Source organism: Bradyrhizobium sp. PMVTL-01 (assembly GCF_051861855.1).
In the GTDB taxonomy this organism is placed as follows: Bacteria; Pseudomonadota; Alphaproteobacteria; order Rhizobiales; family Xanthobacteraceae; genus Bradyrhizobium.
In genome coordinates, this window is the sequence record NZ_CP193982.1 from 7,641,151 (window position 1) to 7,656,077 (window position 14,927).

Annotated in this window: 14 protein-coding genes and 1 pseudogene; 2 read left to right on the forward strand and 13 right to left on the reverse strand. The window is 65.4% G+C overall.

Features of this window, described 5'->3' with window-relative positions; genetic code table 11:
* Positions 1-57: 57 nt before the first annotated feature.
* The 3 genes from ACRQ5Q_RS36820 to ACRQ5Q_RS36830 all read right to left on the reverse strand — a co-directional run bounded on the left by ACRQ5Q_RS36820 (position 58) and on the right by ACRQ5Q_RS36830 (position 3,148).
* Complete coding sequence (locus ACRQ5Q_RS36820) at positions 58-864, reverse strand: NAD-dependent protein deacetylase (protein WP_439394758.1); 807 nt, start codon at positions 862-864, stop codon at positions 58-60.
* Positions 865-917: 53 nt separating this feature from the next.
* Positions 918-1,754 (reverse strand): SDR family oxidoreductase, encoded by an 837-nt coding sequence (locus tag ACRQ5Q_RS36825; protein WP_439370476.1) that lies wholly within the window; start codon positions 1,752-1,754, stop codon positions 918-920.
* Between the two features lie 74 nt (positions 1,755-1,828).
* Entirely contained in the window at positions 1,829-3,148 is a 1,320-nt protein-coding gene (locus ACRQ5Q_RS36830; RefSeq protein WP_439370477.1) for a solute carrier family 23 protein, read from the reverse strand.
* 141 nt (positions 3,149-3,289) lie between these two features.
* Between ACRQ5Q_RS36830 and ACRQ5Q_RS36835 the strand changes: the two genes are divergently transcribed.
* Positions 3,290-4,618, forward strand: a complete 1,329-nt coding sequence (locus ACRQ5Q_RS36835) for a dicarboxylate/amino acid:cation symporter (RefSeq protein ID WP_439370478.1) — start codon at positions 3,290-3,292, stop codon at positions 4,616-4,618.
* A gap of 97 nt (positions 4,619-4,715) precedes the next feature.
* On the opposite strand, the pseudogene ACRQ5Q_RS36840 reads toward ACRQ5Q_RS36835, so the two are convergent.
* From ACRQ5Q_RS36840 to ACRQ5Q_RS36885, 10 genes and pseudogenes are all read right to left on the reverse strand, one after another.
* A pseudogene (locus ACRQ5Q_RS36840) lies at positions 4,716-5,383 on the reverse strand (ATP-binding cassette domain-containing protein); the annotation flags it as partial.
* A 183-nt stretch (positions 5,384-5,566) separates the two neighbouring features.
* Entirely contained in the window at positions 5,567-5,914 is a 348-nt protein-coding gene (locus ACRQ5Q_RS36845) for a RidA family protein (protein WP_439394759.1), read from the reverse strand.
* Between the two features lie 12 nt (positions 5,915-5,926).
* Positions 5,927-7,048 carry an NAD(P)/FAD-dependent oxidoreductase gene (locus ACRQ5Q_RS36850; RefSeq protein ID WP_439394761.1) on the reverse strand — a complete coding sequence of 374 codons (1,122 nt, stop codon included), beginning with the start codon at positions 7,046-7,048 and terminating at the stop codon, positions 5,927-5,929.
* Positions 7,045-8,463 carry an NAD(P)/FAD-dependent oxidoreductase gene (locus ACRQ5Q_RS36855; protein WP_439394763.1) on the reverse strand — a complete coding sequence of 473 codons (1,419 nt, stop codon included), beginning with the start codon at positions 8,461-8,463 and terminating at the stop codon, positions 7,045-7,047. The genes ACRQ5Q_RS36850 and ACRQ5Q_RS36855 overlap by 4 nt, the downstream gene beginning before the upstream one ends.
* Positions 8,460-8,756 carry a (2Fe-2S)-binding protein gene (locus ACRQ5Q_RS36860; protein ID WP_439370482.1) on the reverse strand — a complete coding sequence of 99 codons (297 nt, stop codon included), beginning with the start codon at positions 8,754-8,756 and terminating at the stop codon, positions 8,460-8,462. The genes ACRQ5Q_RS36855 and ACRQ5Q_RS36860 overlap by 4 nt, the downstream gene beginning before the upstream one ends.
* A 28-nt stretch (positions 8,757-8,784) precedes the next feature.
* On the reverse strand, positions 8,785-9,921 hold the full coding sequence (locus ACRQ5Q_RS36865) for an NAD(P)/FAD-dependent oxidoreductase (protein WP_439394765.1): 1,137 nt from the start codon (positions 9,919-9,921) through the stop codon (positions 8,785-8,787).
* 8 nt (positions 9,922-9,929) lie between these two features.
* Positions 9,930-10,736: an ABC transporter permease gene (locus ACRQ5Q_RS36870; protein WP_439394767.1), complete on the reverse strand. Its 807-nt coding sequence runs from the start codon at positions 10,734-10,736 to the stop codon at positions 9,930-9,932.
* A complete protein-coding gene (locus ACRQ5Q_RS36875; protein ID WP_439394769.1) occupies positions 10,733-11,608 on the reverse strand; it encodes an ABC transporter permease in 876 nt (291 codons plus the stop codon). The genes ACRQ5Q_RS36870 and ACRQ5Q_RS36875 overlap by 4 nt, the downstream gene beginning before the upstream one ends.
* Positions 11,605-12,645: an ABC transporter ATP-binding protein gene (locus ACRQ5Q_RS36880; protein WP_439394771.1), complete on the reverse strand. Its 1,041-nt coding sequence runs from the start codon at positions 12,643-12,645 to the stop codon at positions 11,605-11,607. The genes ACRQ5Q_RS36875 and ACRQ5Q_RS36880 overlap by 4 nt, the downstream gene beginning before the upstream one ends.
* Positions 12,646-12,668: 23 nt before the next feature.
* The gene (locus tag ACRQ5Q_RS36885; protein WP_439394773.1) at positions 12,669-13,703 is read right to left on the reverse strand and encodes an ABC transporter substrate-binding protein; all 1,035 of its coding nucleotides are present in this window, start codon (positions 13,701-13,703) and stop codon (positions 12,669-12,671) included.
* A 274-nt stretch (positions 13,704-13,977) separates the two neighbouring features.
* Between ACRQ5Q_RS36885 and ACRQ5Q_RS36890 the strand changes: the two genes are divergently transcribed.
* A complete protein-coding gene (locus tag ACRQ5Q_RS36890; RefSeq protein ID WP_439370488.1) occupies positions 13,978-14,877 on the forward strand; it encodes a LysR substrate-binding domain-containing protein in 900 nt (299 codons plus the stop codon).
* Positions 14,878-14,927 lie beyond the last annotated feature (50 nt).

A 14,927-nucleotide genomic window follows, 5' to 3' on the forward strand; every position in this document is an offset into this window, starting at 1 on the left:
CCGGTCATTCTGCGCGGCACCTTTGCAATAGGCAAGGCGTGTTCGCGGCCTGCGCAATCAGAGCAGGAATGCAAGCGCCGCTTCGCAGCGCTCCTCGACCTTCAGCGTCAGGAGATCGTCGGCGCGGGTGCGTCCGAGATTGACCGCGGCGATCGGAATCTGCCGTTTCGCGGCCGCCTGCACGAAACGGAATCCGGAATAGACCATCAATGACGAGCCGACGATCAGCATGGCATCCGCCTGCGCCAGGTGATCCTGCGCCGTGGCGACCACGTCGCGCGGCACGTTCTCGCCGAAGAACACCACGTCGGGCTTGAGGATGCCGCCGCAGGCTTCGCAATGAGGCACCTTGAATGACGAGAACTCCGCGCGCTCCAGATCGGCGTCACCGTCCGGCGCGTCCGCGGCATCGAGCGTCAGCCACTCCGCATTGGCGCGGCCGAGCGTGTCCTGGAATTCGCTCCGCGGCGTCTTCACCCCGCAGCCCATGCAGCGGACGAGATCGAGCCGGCCATGCAGATCGATCACCCGCCGGTGGCCGGCGGATTGATGCAGCCGGTCGACGTTCTGGGTCAGGAGCATGCCGCAGCGGCCGTCGCCCTCGAGCCGGGCCAGCGCACGGTGCGCATCATTCGGCCTCGCTTGGCCGAACCGCCGCCAGCCGATCAGGCTGCGCGCCCAATAGCGCTGGCGCGTACGCGCATCCGACATGAAGGCCTGGAAATTGACCGGCTGCGTCCGCTTCCAGTTTCCATGACTGTCGCGGTAATCGGGAATGCCCGAATTGGTGCTGCAGCCGGCGCCGGTCAGCACGAACAGATTGTCGTGCCGGCCGACGAAATCCTGGAGGGGAGAGCTTGCCATGGCGCAGATGTAGTCTGCGCCGGCGGATTCTGCCAGATGCCGCGCGGGCCTGCCTAGCTCGCCCAGTTCTCGCGAAACTCCGGAAACAGCGTTATGCCACCACAGGCGTAGATGGTCTGTCCAGTGATGTAGCTGGCATCGTCCGAGGCGAGGAAGGCGAACACGGCGGCGATCTCTTCCGGCGTGCCGACGCGGCCCATGGGAATGTGGCTGGTGACGACGCCGCGCTTTTCGAGATCGCCGGTCCAGGCCGCGTTGATCGGCGTGTCGATCGCGCCGGGACCGACCGCATTGACGCGGATGCCGCGCCCTGCAAATTCGAGCGCCAGCGTGCGCGTCAGATTGGCCATGCCGCCCTTGCTGATGGAGTAAGCGAGGTAGCCCGGCTTCGGAATGATCTGGTGGACGCTGGAGCAATTGATGATGCTGCCGCCTCCGCCGCGCGCGACGAAATGCGCCAGTGCCTTCTGCGCACAGAGCACGGCACCGTTGAGGTTGACGTCGATGATGCGGCGATAGGTTTCGAGGTCGAGTGCCTCGCTCGGCGACTCCCGCTGGAAGCCGGCATTGTTGACGAGGCAGTCGAGCCGCTTGAAGCGCGCCAGGACCGTCTCGAACATCGCGGCGATGTCCTGCTCGTTGCCGACATCGGCCTTGACGATGATGTGATCGAGCCTGCCGTGACCGCGGTCGCTCGATGCCGTCCGCGCAAGGGCGAGCGTCTCCTCGGCCTTTCCGGGATGATCGAAATAGTTGATGGCGACGGTCGCGCCTTCCTGCGCCAGCCGGATGGCGACGGCACGGCCGATGCCTTGCGAGGCGCCAGTCACCAGGGCGTATTGGCCGGCGAGGCGCGAGGGAAAGGACGTTGAGTGTTCGGTTTGCGGCATGTGTTCTCTCCGGAATGCCTCATCATGGATGGAACCGGCGTTTTGTTCCATTCCCATCCGCGCATTGCTGGGATTCACTCCCCGTGGCGCGCGAGCGGCGAGGTCAGGATCTGATACAGGATGATGGCGCCGAAGGTCGCGGTGCCGATCCCGCCGATCGTGAACGCACCGAATTTGAGCGTGAGGTCGCCCGCGCCTGCGGTCAACGCCACGGCGACGGTGATCAGGTTCGCAGGGTTTGCGAAGTCGACCTTGTTCTCGACCCAGATCCGGCCCGCCATCGCGGCGATCAAGCCGAACAGCACGATGGACAGACCACCGATCACGGGCCCGGGGATCGACAGGATCAGCGCGCCGAATTTCGGCGAGAAGCCGAGCAGGATCGACACCGTGGCCGCGAACGCAAACAGCAGAGTCGAATAGACCTTCGTCGCCGCCATGACGCCGATGTTCTCGGCATAGGTGGTGACGCCGGTGCCGCCGCCGCAGGCCGCGACGATCGTGGCGAGGCTGTCGGCGAACAAGGCCCGGCCGAGATAGGCATCGAGGCTGCGCCCCGTCATCGCGCCGACGGCCTTGATGTGCCCGAGGTTCTCGGCGACGAGGATGACCGCGACCGGCGCGATCAGAAAGATCGCATCGGCCTGGAACGTCGGCGTGGTGAATTTCGGCAGGCCGAGCCACGGCGCCGCCGAAAGCTGGGTGAAGTCGATCGGCTTGCCGAAGCCGAGGCCGTTCGCGAACAGAAAATACAAAAGATATCCGCCGATCGCGCCGAGGATGATCGGCAGCCGGCGCCACAGGCCTGGCGCTGCAACGGCGACCACGCCGATCATCAGAACGGTCGCGAGACCGATCCAGGTGTCGAACGCATTGGCGCTCACCGCCTTGACCGCGACGGGTGCGAGGTTGAGACCGATCGCGGCGACCACGGCGCCGGTGACGGCCGGCGGCATCAGGCGCTCGACCCAGCCGACGCCCGACCACATCACGATCAGCGCAATCGCGCCGTAGAGCACCCCGGCTCCGACGATGCCCCCGAGCGCAACGGAGATGTTCGGGTTCGGCCCCTGCCCGGCATAGCCGGTGGCGGCGAGGACGACGGCGATGAAGGCGAAACTCGAGCCGAGATAGCTCGGCACGCGCCCGGCGACGATGACGAAGAAGATCAGCGTGCCGACGCCGGAGAACAGGACCGCAACGTTGGGATCGAATCCCATCAAGAGCGGCGCGATGATCGTCGCACCTGACATCGCCACGCAATGCTGCAGACCGGAGACGATGGTCTGGCCCCATGACAGCCGCTCCTCCGGCATGATCACGCCCGAGGTCTTGAGCTTCCAGCGCGGAAAATAGCCTTGCGTCTGCTCGTCCGAGCCTGTCGTGGCTGTCATGTTCCCCCCCGTTGCGGTGCAGCGATCGATGTTCGTGCGATCCGACAAAAATGTGATTGTCGCTTCTGTAGCGGCCATCACATGATGCGGGTCATGCAAGAGTCAAATCTTGCGAGATCAATGCGTTCCGGGGCTCAGCATATGACACAGATTGCGGTCCAGCCAGCCGTCCACCGCCGGCACCAGCCCTGGTACAAGATCCTCTACGTCCAGGTGCTGATCGCGATCGTGCTCGGCGTGCTCATCGGCTATTTCTATCCCGATCTCGGCAAGGCGTTGAAGCCGCTCGGCGACGGTTTCATCGCGCTGATCAAGATGATGATCGCGCCCGTCATCTTCTGCACCGTGGTACACGGCATCTCCTCGATGGGCGACCTCAAGCGTGTCGGCCGGGTCGGATTGAAGTCGCTGATCTATTTCGAGACGGTCTCGACCGTCGCGCTCGCGGTTGGCCTGCTGGTCGGGGAGATTCTCCAGCCCGGACACGGCTTCAACATCGATCCCGCCACGATCGACCCGAACTCGGTCGCGACCTACGTCACCAAGGCCAAGGAAGAGGGCATCGTCGCCCACCTGATGGCGATCATTCCCGACAGCTATCTCGGCGCCATCGCGCGCGGCGACCTGCTGCAGGTGCTGCTGATCTCGATTCTCTCCGGCTTCTCCATTGCCTTCCTCGGCAAGGCCGGCGAGCCCATCGCGGCGGCGATCGACAAGGCGGCAAAGATGTTCTTCGGCATCATCCGCATCATCGTGCGCGTCGCGCCGGTCGGCGCGTTCGGCGCGATGGCGTTCACCGTCGGCGCCTACGGGCTCGGCTCGCTGCTCAACCTCGCCGCCCTGATCGGTACGTTCTATCTGACCAGCATCCTGTTCGTGCTGATCGTGCTGGGTGCGATCGCGCGACTCGCCGGCTTCTCGATCCTGCGCTTCATCGCCTATATCAAGGACGAGCTCCTGATCGTGCTCGGCACCTCGTCCTCGGAGACGGTGCTGCCGCAGATGATCCAGAAGATGGAGCATCTCGGCGCCTCGCGCTCGGTGGTCGGCCTCGTGATTCCGACCGGCTACAGCTTCAACCTCGACGGCACCAACATCTACATGACGCTCGCGACGCTGTTCCTGGCGCAGGCGACCAACACGCATCTGACCATCTGGCAGGAGCTCGGCATTCTCGGCATCGCCATGATCACCTCGAAGGGCGCCTCGGGCGTGACCGGCGCCGGCTTCATCACGCTCGCCGCGACGCTCTCGATCGTGCCTGATATCCCGATCCAGTCGATCGCGATCCTGGTCGGGATCGACAAGTTCATGAGCGAGTGCCGCGCGCTGACCAATCTGATCGGCAATGGCGTTGCCTGCGTCGTCATCAGCATCTCCGAAGGCGAGCTCGACCGCGAGGCGCTGCACGAGACCATGGCGCATCCGCTGGAGATCGGCGAAGCGCTGGAACCGGGTGGCCGTGCGTGAGGCCACGGCAGTCCGGTTACGACCGCGGTAGTTTTCCGGAGTAGAAATTTGGTGCGGCACGCGTCACAACAGTGACGTTGGGATCACTGATTGATACTCATTTCTTTCCACCCGACGCGCTGGGGGCAGGGCGTCGGGTTTTTATTGCTCGAATGTCGGACCTTTGGACACGTTCGCCGGTGAGATCGAATCGCCGCGTGATCCCGATCGCCTGCAAAAATGCCTCGTCATGACTGACGACGAGCAGAGCACCGTCATAGGCTCTCAAGCCTGCTTCAACGGCCTCGATGTCCAGATGATTGGTCGGCTCGTCCAGGATCAGCAGAGACGGCGGCGTTGGCCCGCCCAGCACGCAGGCCAGGCCGGCACGAAGCATCTGCCCGCCACTGAGACGTCCGACTTCTTGCAAGGCAGCATCGGCGCGAAACATGAACCGCGCCAGCGCGGCATGGCATTCATTCGCGCCCGCCTTCGGATTGAGACGACCGAAATTCTCCAGGATCGAGATCGCGGGATCGAGCAGGCTGACCTTCTGGTCGAACAACGCGAAGTCCGGCCTGACCCTCACGGTGCCAGAGAGTGGGCGCAGCTTGCCCGCCACGAGTTTCAGCAGCGTCGTCTTGCCGGATCCGTTCGGGCCGACCAGCGCGATCCGCTCCGGCCCGACGATGGCGAATGAGAGATCGCGCAAGACCGGCCCGCCGGCCGATAGCCGGCGCTGACCCGGTCCAGTGAACGCACCTCCCTGCCCGCCGGCAGGACAGTCGAAGCAGGCATGGAATTCCCCGTGGGCAAGGCGGATGAGCGTTGCGGTCGGGTTAAATCCATGGCTGCGAATATCCTGGTTGAGGAACTCCCCAAGTAGTCCCATCGAAGGACGAGATCAAGGCGGCGGCACAAGGAGACAACGGCGCGAGCGGCGCTGCCGTCCTTCGTCGCCGTGCGCGATCAGCCCTTGAGCGCGGTGACCACCACCTCGATCAGCGCGCCGCCGCCGAGATCAACGACGCCGACGGTGGCGCGGGTCGGCAAATTGTCGCCGAAGAACTCGGTCCAGGCTGCATCCATCTCTTTCTTCTTCGACAGATCGGTGACGAAGATCGAGGCGCTGACGACGCGGCTCTTATCGGTGCCGGCCTCCTTCAGATAGCCTGCGATCTTGCCGAGGATGTTGCGGGTCTGGTGGCCCATGGAAACGCTGGTGTCGTCGGCGATGGTGCCGCCGACGAAGACGAAGCCGTTGGCTTCGACCGCTCGGTGCATGATGGGCGTCCGGATGCTGCGGGTGATGCTCATGATGTCCTCTTCTTAGAGAGTGGATGGATGGAAGCGGTCGATGCCGAGATCGCTGACGCGGGTCTGGGTGCCGCCGTTGACGATCAGCTCAGCCATGACGGCGCCGGCGCCGGGGCCGAGCTGGAAACCGTGCAGCGAGAAGCCGAACTGGTGATAGAGGCCCCTGTGGCAGCCGCTCGGCCCGAACACCGGGATGTCGTCCTTCATCTTCGCCTCGATGCCGGCCCAGGCGCGGACGATGGTGGCGCTGCGCATCACCGGAAACAGCTCGAACACGGTCTGCGCGCTGGTCGCAAGGCTCTTCCAGTCGAGCACCGTCTCGTTGCGGTCCTGGTAGGGTGTCGCGAGATGGCCGCCGCCGATCAGCACGGTGCCGTTCTTGAACTGCTTGAAGGAGAGCTTCCGCCCGCGCAGGATCACCACGGGATCGATGAAGTGCGGCACGTGCGAGGTGATCATCAGCATCGGCGCGACGGTCTCGACCGGAACGGGCTCGCCGAGATCAGCCGCGATCTTGCCGGCCCAGGCGCCGGCCGCGTTGACCAGCACCGGCGCGGCGTAGCTGTCCGATCCGACATCGACATGCCAGAGGCCGTCGCTGTGGCGGATGTTGCCGGCCGCCACGCCCTCGCGCACGGTTGCGCCGAGCTGCTCGGCCTTGCGGCGGAACGCGGTCGTGGTCTGCGCCGGATTGGCCGCGCCATCGCGGCGCGAGACCACGCCGCCCGGACAGGTCTCGGCCACCGCGGGCACCAGCCGGCGCAATTCGGCGGCGTCGATCAGCTCCTCGTGGGTGAAGCCGAGCGCGTTGAGTTCTGCCACGCGCGCGCGGCAGACGGCGAGCTCGTCCTCGTTCTCGGCGACCAGAACCTGGCCGTGGCTCTCGAAGCTGCAGTCGTCGTCGAGAAGATCGTTGATCTTCTCCCAGATCCCCATCGAACGGATCGAGAGCGGGATCTCGGGGATGTGCCTCGCGAGCTGGCGCACGCCGCCGGCGTTGACGCCGGAGGCGTGGCGGCCGGCATAGTCCTTCTCGATCAGCACCGGCTTCAGGCCGGCGAGGCACAGATGCAGCGTGGTCGAGCACCCGTGGATGCCGCCGCCAATGACGATCGCATCCACGTTCTTGCTCATCCGCGCACCACGGCCTTCACATCGGCCTCGCTCTTCGGGACAGCGGCGAGCTCGGCGAGCGTGATCGGCTTCACCGGCGCGCGCAGCCGGTAATAGCCGATCTCCTGAGGGGTTTTACCGCGCGCCTGCGCCATCAGCTCGGTGACGGTGAGGCCGCACAGACGGCCCTGGCACGGGCCCATGCCGGTGCGGCGATAGGCCTTGAGCTGGTTCGGTCCGGTCGCACCGATCGCGACGGAGTCGAGAACGTCCTTGGCCGTCACCTCCTCGCAGCGGCAGACGATGGTATCGCCTGAGGGAATGCGGAACGGTGGCGACGGGCGGAACAGCGTATCGAGGAACAGGCGGCCACGCTCGGCCCTGGCGAGATCGGAGCGGAGCGTTGCCATCGCGGGAAGTTTTGCGGCAGAAGCGGGCGCCAGCGCTTCGACTGCGGCGCGCGCGGCAATGCGACCGCGCACCACGGCTGCATTGGCACCACCGATGCCGGCGCCGTCGCCGGCGATCGCGATGCCCGCGACCGACGAATTGCCGCTCGCGTCGAGCACCGGCGACCAGCACAATTGCAGACCGTCCCAGCGATGCTCGATGCCGGCCGCCATTGCCAGGTTGACGTTGGGCACGACGCCCTGATGCAGCAGCAAGAGATCGGCGGGAATGGTCTCTCGCTTGCTGCCGGCGACATAGCTGACACTCGCGAGCTGACCGTCGCCAGCCGCAGCAAGCTCCGTGATGCCGGAGACGACCGGCACTTTCGCCTGCACCTCGCGCATCATAGACAGGCCCTTGGTGAAATAAGGCGATGTCATGAACGCGAAGGCGTGCGGCAGCGCGGCGAAATAATTGGCGCGCTCGGTGGTATCGAGGATGCGATCGATGCGGCCACCAAGGCGCAAAATCTGCGCGGCCAGCAGCCAGAGCAGCGGCCCCTGCCCCGCGATCACCGTGCGGCCATCGGGCACCAGCGCCGAGGACTTCAGCATGGTTTGCGCCGCGCCGGCGGTCATCACGCCCGGCAGCGTCCAGCCCGGGACCGGGAACGGGCGCTCCAGCGCGCCGGTCGCAAGGATCACGCGCTTGGCCTTGACGAAGGCGGAGGCGCCGCCGATCGAGACGGCGATGTCGAGATTGCGGTCGAGGCTCCAGACCGTCGCACGCTGAATCACTTCCGCGTTGCTCGCGCGCAGCGACTGCACGAGATCGGCGCCCACCCAATAGTCGGCGCCGAGCTGGTTGCGGTCGGTGACCGGCGTCGAGGCGATCGCACGAAACACCTGGCCGCCGGGGCCGATATTCTCGTCGAGCAGCAACGTCGTGAGACCTGCTTCGGCGGAGGTCGCAGCAGCAGCGAGGCCGGCAGGCCCGGCGCCGATCACGACGACGTCATATTCTTCGCGCTTGGGAGCCACAGTCATCTTCCGATCTCCCGCTTGCCCTTCTGGATCTCGACCTGCATGCCCTCGACGACCGGCACGAGGCAGCCCTGGCGGTTGCCGACGCCGTCGATGGTGACGAGGCAGTCGAAGCACACGCCCATCATGCAGTAGGGCAAGCGCGGCGCACCGCTGACCGCGGTGGAGCGCCGTGCGTCGCGGCCAGATGCCAGCAGCGCGGCCGAAACGGTGTCGCCCTGGCGCGCCGCGACGGCAACGCCGTCGACGAAGATCTGCACCTGTGGCCGCTTGTCCTGGTCGGATCGTCTAAACATGGGATGCCTCGTGGCTCCTTAAAAATCACTAGTAGCCGCTGCTGTTGGCAGCGCCTGCGCCAGCAAAGCGGCTGGCCGAGAACGCGCCGACCAGCTCGGGCTCGAGCGCGCCCTGCGCCACCATGCGGGCGATCTCGAAGGCGTGGTTGGAGGCGAGCGTGACGCCGGAATGGCAGCAGGCCACGAAGGCGCCGGGATGCGTCTCCGACTGGTCGTAGATCGGAAAGCCGTCCTGCGGCATGACGCGGATGCCGGACCAGCTCCTGACCACGTTGAGCCGCGCCAGATGCGGAAACATGCGCTGCGCGCGATCGGCCATCACGCCGCTGATCGAAGGCTTCAGCGTGCGATCATCCAGCTCGTCCTCCTTGCTGTCGCCGATCATCACCGTGCCCTCGTCGGTCTGGCGGATCGTGGTCAGCGGATGCGGCAGAAACGGCATGGTGCGCTCGGTCACCACCACCTGGCCGCGGGTCGGCCCCATCGGCGCGTAGAGACCGACCATCGGCGCCAGCGCCTGGTTGGCATTGCCCGCGGCGAGCACGATCTTTTCGGCACGCAGCTCGCCGTTGGGCGTGGTCAGACGGAATTCGCCGCCGCTCTTGCTTAGCGCCGAGACCGGACGCTCCGGAAAATAGTCGATGCCGAACGCCTTGAAGCCGGTGTGAAAAGCGCGGAACGTGCGCAGCGAATTGACGTGGCCGTCGAGCGGGCAATAGCTGCCGCCGGAGACCTCGGGCCCGATCAGCGGCAGCGCCTTCTTCACCTCGGAGGGCCGCAGCATCTCCATCTTGTAGTCCGCCGCACCGGCCTGGTTGTGCATGCGCTTGACCAGTTCGGCACGCTGACCGAATTCGTCCTCGCCGAGGGTGAGATGAAAGCCGCCGTTCTGCTGCAAGGCAACGTCAAGACCGGTCTGCTGCTTCAGCTCGGAGGCGAGCCGGCCCCATGCCTGCGAGGCCTGCACGGTCCAGACCGTATAGGCGGGCATGCCGAGCCCCTTGCTCTGCACCCACACCAGCGCAAAATTCGCACGCGAGGCGCGCTTCGTGATGTCGCCTTCGTCGAGCACGGCGACGCGTCTGCCGAGCCGGCCGAGGCCCCAGGCAATGGCGGAGCCGAGCAGACCGCCGCCGACCACGGCGACGTCGTAATCCGTTCGCATAGGTTCTCCTATCGTCCCGTATCGCCCTTGCCGGCCAGCACACGGTCGAGCCCGTAGAAGCGGTCGAGCAGAATGAGGGCGGACATGGTAACAGCGATCACGCAGGCCGAGACCGACGTCACCAGCGGATCGATGTTGTCCTGGATATAAAGGAACATGCGCACCGGCAGCGTCTCGGTGCCGGGTGCCGCGAGGAAGACGGTCATGGTGAGATCGTCGAAAGACTGGATGAAGGCGAGCGCCCAGCCGCTGACGACCCCGGGCAGGATCAGCGGCAGGGTCACGCGGCGGAACAGCGTCCAGCCGCCGGCGCCGAGCGAGACCGCTGCCATCTCCACGGTGCGGTCCATGCCGGTTGCGGCTGCCAGCGTCAGCCGCAGCGCGAACGGAAACACGATGATGACATGCGCGATGATGAGCGCCGCAAAGCTGCCGCCGAGACCGGCCGAGGTGAAGAAGCGCAGGAAGGCGATGCCGAGCACGACATGCGGGATCATCAGCGGCGACAGGAACAACGCCGCCAGCGCATCGCGGCCGCGAAAGCGATAGCGCGCGATCGCCAGCGCCGCAGGCACGGCGAACAGCAGCGACACGAACGAAGAGAGCGCCCCGAGGCCGAGGCTGACCCAGAAGGCGTGGATGAATTCGGGGTAGTTCAGGATTGTCCTGAACCAGCGCAGCGAAAAGCCGTTGGTCGGCAGCGACAGAAAGCCTTCGGGCGTAAAGGCGACGAGGCAGACCACCAGGATCGGCGCCACCATGACGATGACGAAGACAGTGTGGAAGATCAGCGCGAGCGGACCGTTCCGGCTCATCGGAACACCTCCGCATAGCGGCGCTCGATCAGCGCGTTGCTGCCGATGACGATCAGCACCAGCGCGACCAGCAGCAGCGTCGCGACTGCTGCGCCCAGCGGCCAGTTCAGCGTGTTGAGGAACTCGTCATAGGCCAGTGTCGCCGCGACCTTGAGCCGGCGGCCACCGATGATCGCGGGCGTCGCGAAGGCGCTGGCCGACAGCGAGAACACGATGATCGCGCCCGACAGCACGCCGGGCATGATCTGCGGCATGATGATGCGGCGTATGATGGTGAAAGGTCCGGCGCCGAGCGACATCGCGGCGTTCTCGATCTGCGGATCGAGCCGCTGCAACGCCGCCCACACCGACAGCACCATGAACGGCATCATCACATGCGCGAGCGCGACCACCATGCCGGTTTCGGTGAACATGAAGGGAATGGGGGAGCGGATCGCGCCGAGCGACATAAGCAGCTTGTTGACGAGGCCGTTGTTGCCGCCGAACAGCAGCGCCCAGCCGAGCGTGCGCGCGACGACGGAGATCAGCAGCGGCCCGAGGATCACCAGCAGGAAGAAGCTCTTCCAGCGGCCGCTCATGCGGTTGAGGATGTAGGCTTCGGGCGCACCTAACAATGCGGTGAGCAGCGTCGTCAGGACCGCGATCCGAAACGTCCGCCAGAACATCTCGGCGTAATAGGGGTCCGTCGCGATCTCGTGCCAGTTCTTCAGGATGAAGACCGTCTCGATGCCCTTGTACTGGCCCCAATCGTGGAACGACAGCATCACCGTCATCGCCAGCGGGATCAGCAACACGCCGACGAACAGCATCAAGGCGGGCGCGGTCATCGCCCATGGCGCACGTGCGCTGCGCTCCTCGGCGGCCATGCTCATGCGCCGGCCCTCGCGCGCACGCTCATGTCCTCCGGACGCCAGGTGAGGCGAACCGCATCGCCTTCGACCGGCTGCGCCTTGCCGTCATTCTGCCGGATCACGATCGCCGGGCCGCATTCGCTGTCGCACTGGAACAGCCAGTGATTGCCCTGGAAGATGCGCGTGATGATTTTTGCGCTGAGCCCTGTATCGCCGAAGCCGATTCTCTCGGGGCGAACGCTGACGGTGACGGGACCGCCGAGCCCGGCCGGCGCCGGCGCGCGCCAGGAGCCCGCCACCAACTGCGCCAGCGAGACGGTCCGGTCGATCGTTCCGGCAAAGTCGTTCGTCTTGCCCAAGAACTGCGAGACGAAGGCGGAGGCCGGCTTCTCATAGGTTTCCTGCGGCGTGCCGATCTGCTCGATCTTGCCCTGGCTCATCACCACGATGCGGTCTGACAGCGACATCGCCTCGTTCTGGTCGTGGGTGACCAGGATCGTGGTGGTGCCGACGGTGCGCTGGATCTGGCGCAGCTCGATCTGCATCTCCTCGCGCAGCTTGGCGTCGAGATTGGACAGCGGCTCGTCGAGCAGCAGCACGCTCGGCTTGATCACCAGCGCCCGCGCCAGCGCCACGCGCTGCTGCTGGCCGCCGGACATGCGGCGCGGATGGCGGTCCTCATAACCGGCGAGCCCCACCATCGCGAGCGCGGCACGGACGCGCTCGGCCCTTTCAGTGCGCGGCACGGCACGCATCTCGAGGCCGAACGCAACGTTCTCGGCCGCGGTCATATGCGGAAACAGCGCGTAGCTCTGGAACACGATGCCGAGGCCACGCTTGGCCGGATGGATCGCGGTCAGGTCCTTGCCCTCGAGGCGAATCGCGCCGCGCGTGGGATCGAGGAAGCCCGCGATCATCTGCAACGTCGTGGTCTTGCCGCAGCCGGACGGGCCGAGGAAGGAGATGAACTCCCCCTTCCTCACCGACAGGCTGAAGTCGTCGACCACAGTCTGCGCGCCGAACTGCTTGGCGACCCGATCGAGCTCGAGATAGACCATGACGCTGTCTCCGCTGCGGACGATCAGCGCTCGACCTCGCGATTCCAGCGCTTGGTCCACTCCTCGCGCTTCTCGTTGATCACGGTCCAATCCGGATTGTAGAGCTTCGCCGCGCGCTCGCCGATCGGCGCCATCTTGCCGAGCTCGGGCGGGATCACCAGCGATTTCAGCACCGGGCCGTAGCCATAGTCCTTCAGCATCACGAGCTGGATTTTTGGATCGAGCAGCATCTTGACGAAGCTCGCGGCGAGCGGCGAGGCATTCGGCTTGGTGATCGGGCATGCGGTGGTCAGCAGCGTCGCCGCGCCTTCCTTCGGGTAGACGAAGTCGACGGGGAAGCCGGTATTGGCAAAGCTCTGCACCCGGCCGGTGCCCCACACCGCGATCACGGCCTGGCCCGACTGGAACAGCTCGGTCATCTTGCCGGGCGACGGCTCATAGGCGAGCACGTTCGGATTGATCTCTTCCTTGAAGATCTTGAAACCGGAATCGACATTGCTCTCGCCGCCGCCGTTCATCTTCGACAGCATCACCAGCGCTTCGAGACCGTAGGTGTTGTTGATCGGCGGGATCACGAGCTGTTTCGCGTATTTCGTGTCCTTCAGATCGTTCCACGAGGTCGGCGGCGCCCAGCCTTTCTCGGCGAACACCTTGGTGTTGTACATCAGGCCGGTCGCAACGATGCCGATCGCGACCGCGCGATCGTCCTTGAAGCGCGCGGTGTCGTAGAGATCGGCGGGCAGGCCGTCGAGCTTGCCGCAGAAGCCGAGCTGGATCGCCTGGTACATCGGGCCGTCGTCGACGATGGCGACGTCGATCTGCTGGTTGCCCTTCTGCGCCTGGAGTTTCGCCAGCGTATCGGTGGAATTGCCGGCGACGTATTCGACCTTGACACCGTTCGCCTTCTCGAAGGCCGGGATCACCTCGTCGCGGATGGTCTTCTCGAACGAGCCGCCATAGCCGGCGACATAGAGCGTTTTCTGCTGGGCCGAGGCGACCGAGGGGGCCGCAACCAGCGCCGCGATGCTGACCGCTGTCAGGAGGCGAAGAGTCTTCATATGGACCGATCTCCAATACCGGAATGAGGTGACGTGCCGACGAGTCTCGCTGGCTGGAGCGTCTTTCCGCATTTCCTTCCGCGCCAATCCGTTTCCGACGGGGATCCGGCCCCCATTCGGCGGTTTTGGCGCGATCTGGAGGTTGGAACCCCTCCAATCTGCCGAAAAAGCGGGCCGACCCCAGTCCTGATGAAAAAGATCGCAACCTATACTTCCATCGTCCAATGAATAATGGCACCCTTTGCATGCCAAAATGTTATGATTGGAATTGGGGATGGCGCGGATCAATTCGCGGCAGGTGGAGGCCTTCCGGGCGACGATGCTGACCGGCAGCGTCACCGAGGCGGCGAAGCTGATGGTGGTGACACAGCCGGCGGTGAGCCGGCTGCTGCGCGACCTCCAGGCGCTGCTGAAAATGGAGTTGTTCGAGCGGCGCGGCACCGGCCTTGTGCCGACCGCCGCAGCGATGGCGCTCTACACCGAAGTGGAGCGCTCCTTCGTCGGCCTCGAGCGCATCACCGCGGCGGCCGAGGAAATCCGGGGACGCCGCACCGGCTCGTTGCGCATCGCAGCGCTGCCGGCGCTGGCGAACGGATACCTGCCCCGCCTTGCCGGACATTTCCTGATGGAGCGACCGAATCTCAACCTCGCCTTCTTCGGCGTGATCTCGCCGATCGTGGTCGATTGGGTATTGAACAACCAATGCGACATCGGCTTTGCCGAGGTGCCGATCGCGCATTCCGGCTTGCCAAGCCAGCGGCTGCCGGCTCTGGCGCGCGTGGCCGTGCTGCCGACCGGTCATCACCTTGCGGAGAAGGAAGTGCTGGAACCGCGCGATTTCGAGGGCGAGACGTTCATCTCGCTGTCGGCGGGATCGTCGAGCCGGCATCTCGTCGATCAGGTCTTCCACCGCCACGATGTCCGCCGCGTGCTCAGGGTCGAGACCACGCTGTCGGAGATCATGTGCGGCATGGTCTCGTCGGGACTCGGGGTCTCGATCTGCGATCCCTTCACCGCGCAGGAATTTGCAACGCGCGGCGTCGTCGTGCGGCCCTTCCTGCCGCGCATCGATTTCGAATTCTCCGCCGTCTTTCCCGCGCAGCGCAGCCCCTCGCCGGTGGCGCTCGACCTGGTCGAGACCATGCGCAAGGCGCTGCTGGAGTTTGAGGATTAGGACTTGGGTTTGAACAGTGCAGCTACAAGCTCGCGGCAACCTCTCCCGCA

Coding starts and splice junctions, on each gene's coding strand:
- ACRQ5Q_RS36820 (WP_439394758.1), bottom strand. CDS start 864: ATGGCAAGCTCTCCCCTCCAGGATTTCGTCGGCCGGCACGACAATCTG.
- ACRQ5Q_RS36825 (WP_439370476.1), bottom strand. CDS start 1,754: ATGCCGCAAACCGAACACTCAACGTCCTTTCCCTCGCGCCTCGCCGGC.
- ACRQ5Q_RS36830 (WP_439370477.1), bottom strand. CDS start 3,148: ATGACAGCCACGACAGGCTCGGACGAGCAGACGCAAGGCTATTTTCCG.
- ACRQ5Q_RS36835 (WP_439370478.1), top strand. CDS start 3,290: ATGACACAGATTGCGGTCCAGCCAGCCGTCCACCGCCGGCACCAGCCC.
- ACRQ5Q_RS36845 (WP_439394759.1), bottom strand. CDS start 5,914: ATGAGCATCACCCGCAGCATCCGGACGCCCATCATGCACCGAGCGGTC.
- ACRQ5Q_RS36850 (WP_439394761.1), bottom strand. CDS start 7,048: ATGAGCAAGAACGTGGATGCGATCGTCATTGGCGGCGGCATCCACGGG.
- ACRQ5Q_RS36855 (WP_439394763.1), bottom strand. CDS start 8,463: ATGACTGTGGCTCCCAAGCGCGAAGAATATGACGTCGTCGTGATCGGC.
- ACRQ5Q_RS36860 (WP_439370482.1), bottom strand. CDS start 8,756: ATGTTTAGACGATCCGACCAGGACAAGCGGCCACAGGTGCAGATCTTC.
- ACRQ5Q_RS36865 (WP_439394765.1), bottom strand. CDS start 9,921: ATGCGAACGGATTACGACGTCGCCGTGGTCGGCGGCGGTCTGCTCGGC.
- ACRQ5Q_RS36870 (WP_439394767.1), bottom strand. CDS start 10,736: ATGAGCCGGAACGGTCCGCTCGCGCTGATCTTCCACACTGTCTTCGTC.
- ACRQ5Q_RS36875 (WP_439394769.1), bottom strand. CDS start 11,608: ATGAGCATGGCCGCCGAGGAGCGCAGCGCACGTGCGCCATGGGCGATG.
- ACRQ5Q_RS36880 (WP_439394771.1), bottom strand. CDS start 12,645: ATGGTCTATCTCGAGCTCGATCGGGTCGCCAAGCAGTTCGGCGCGCAG.
- ACRQ5Q_RS36885 (WP_439394773.1), bottom strand. CDS start 13,703: ATGAAGACTCTTCGCCTCCTGACAGCGGTCAGCATCGCGGCGCTGGTT.
- ACRQ5Q_RS36890 (WP_439370488.1), top strand. CDS start 13,978: ATGGCGCGGATCAATTCGCGGCAGGTGGAGGCCTTCCGGGCGACGATG.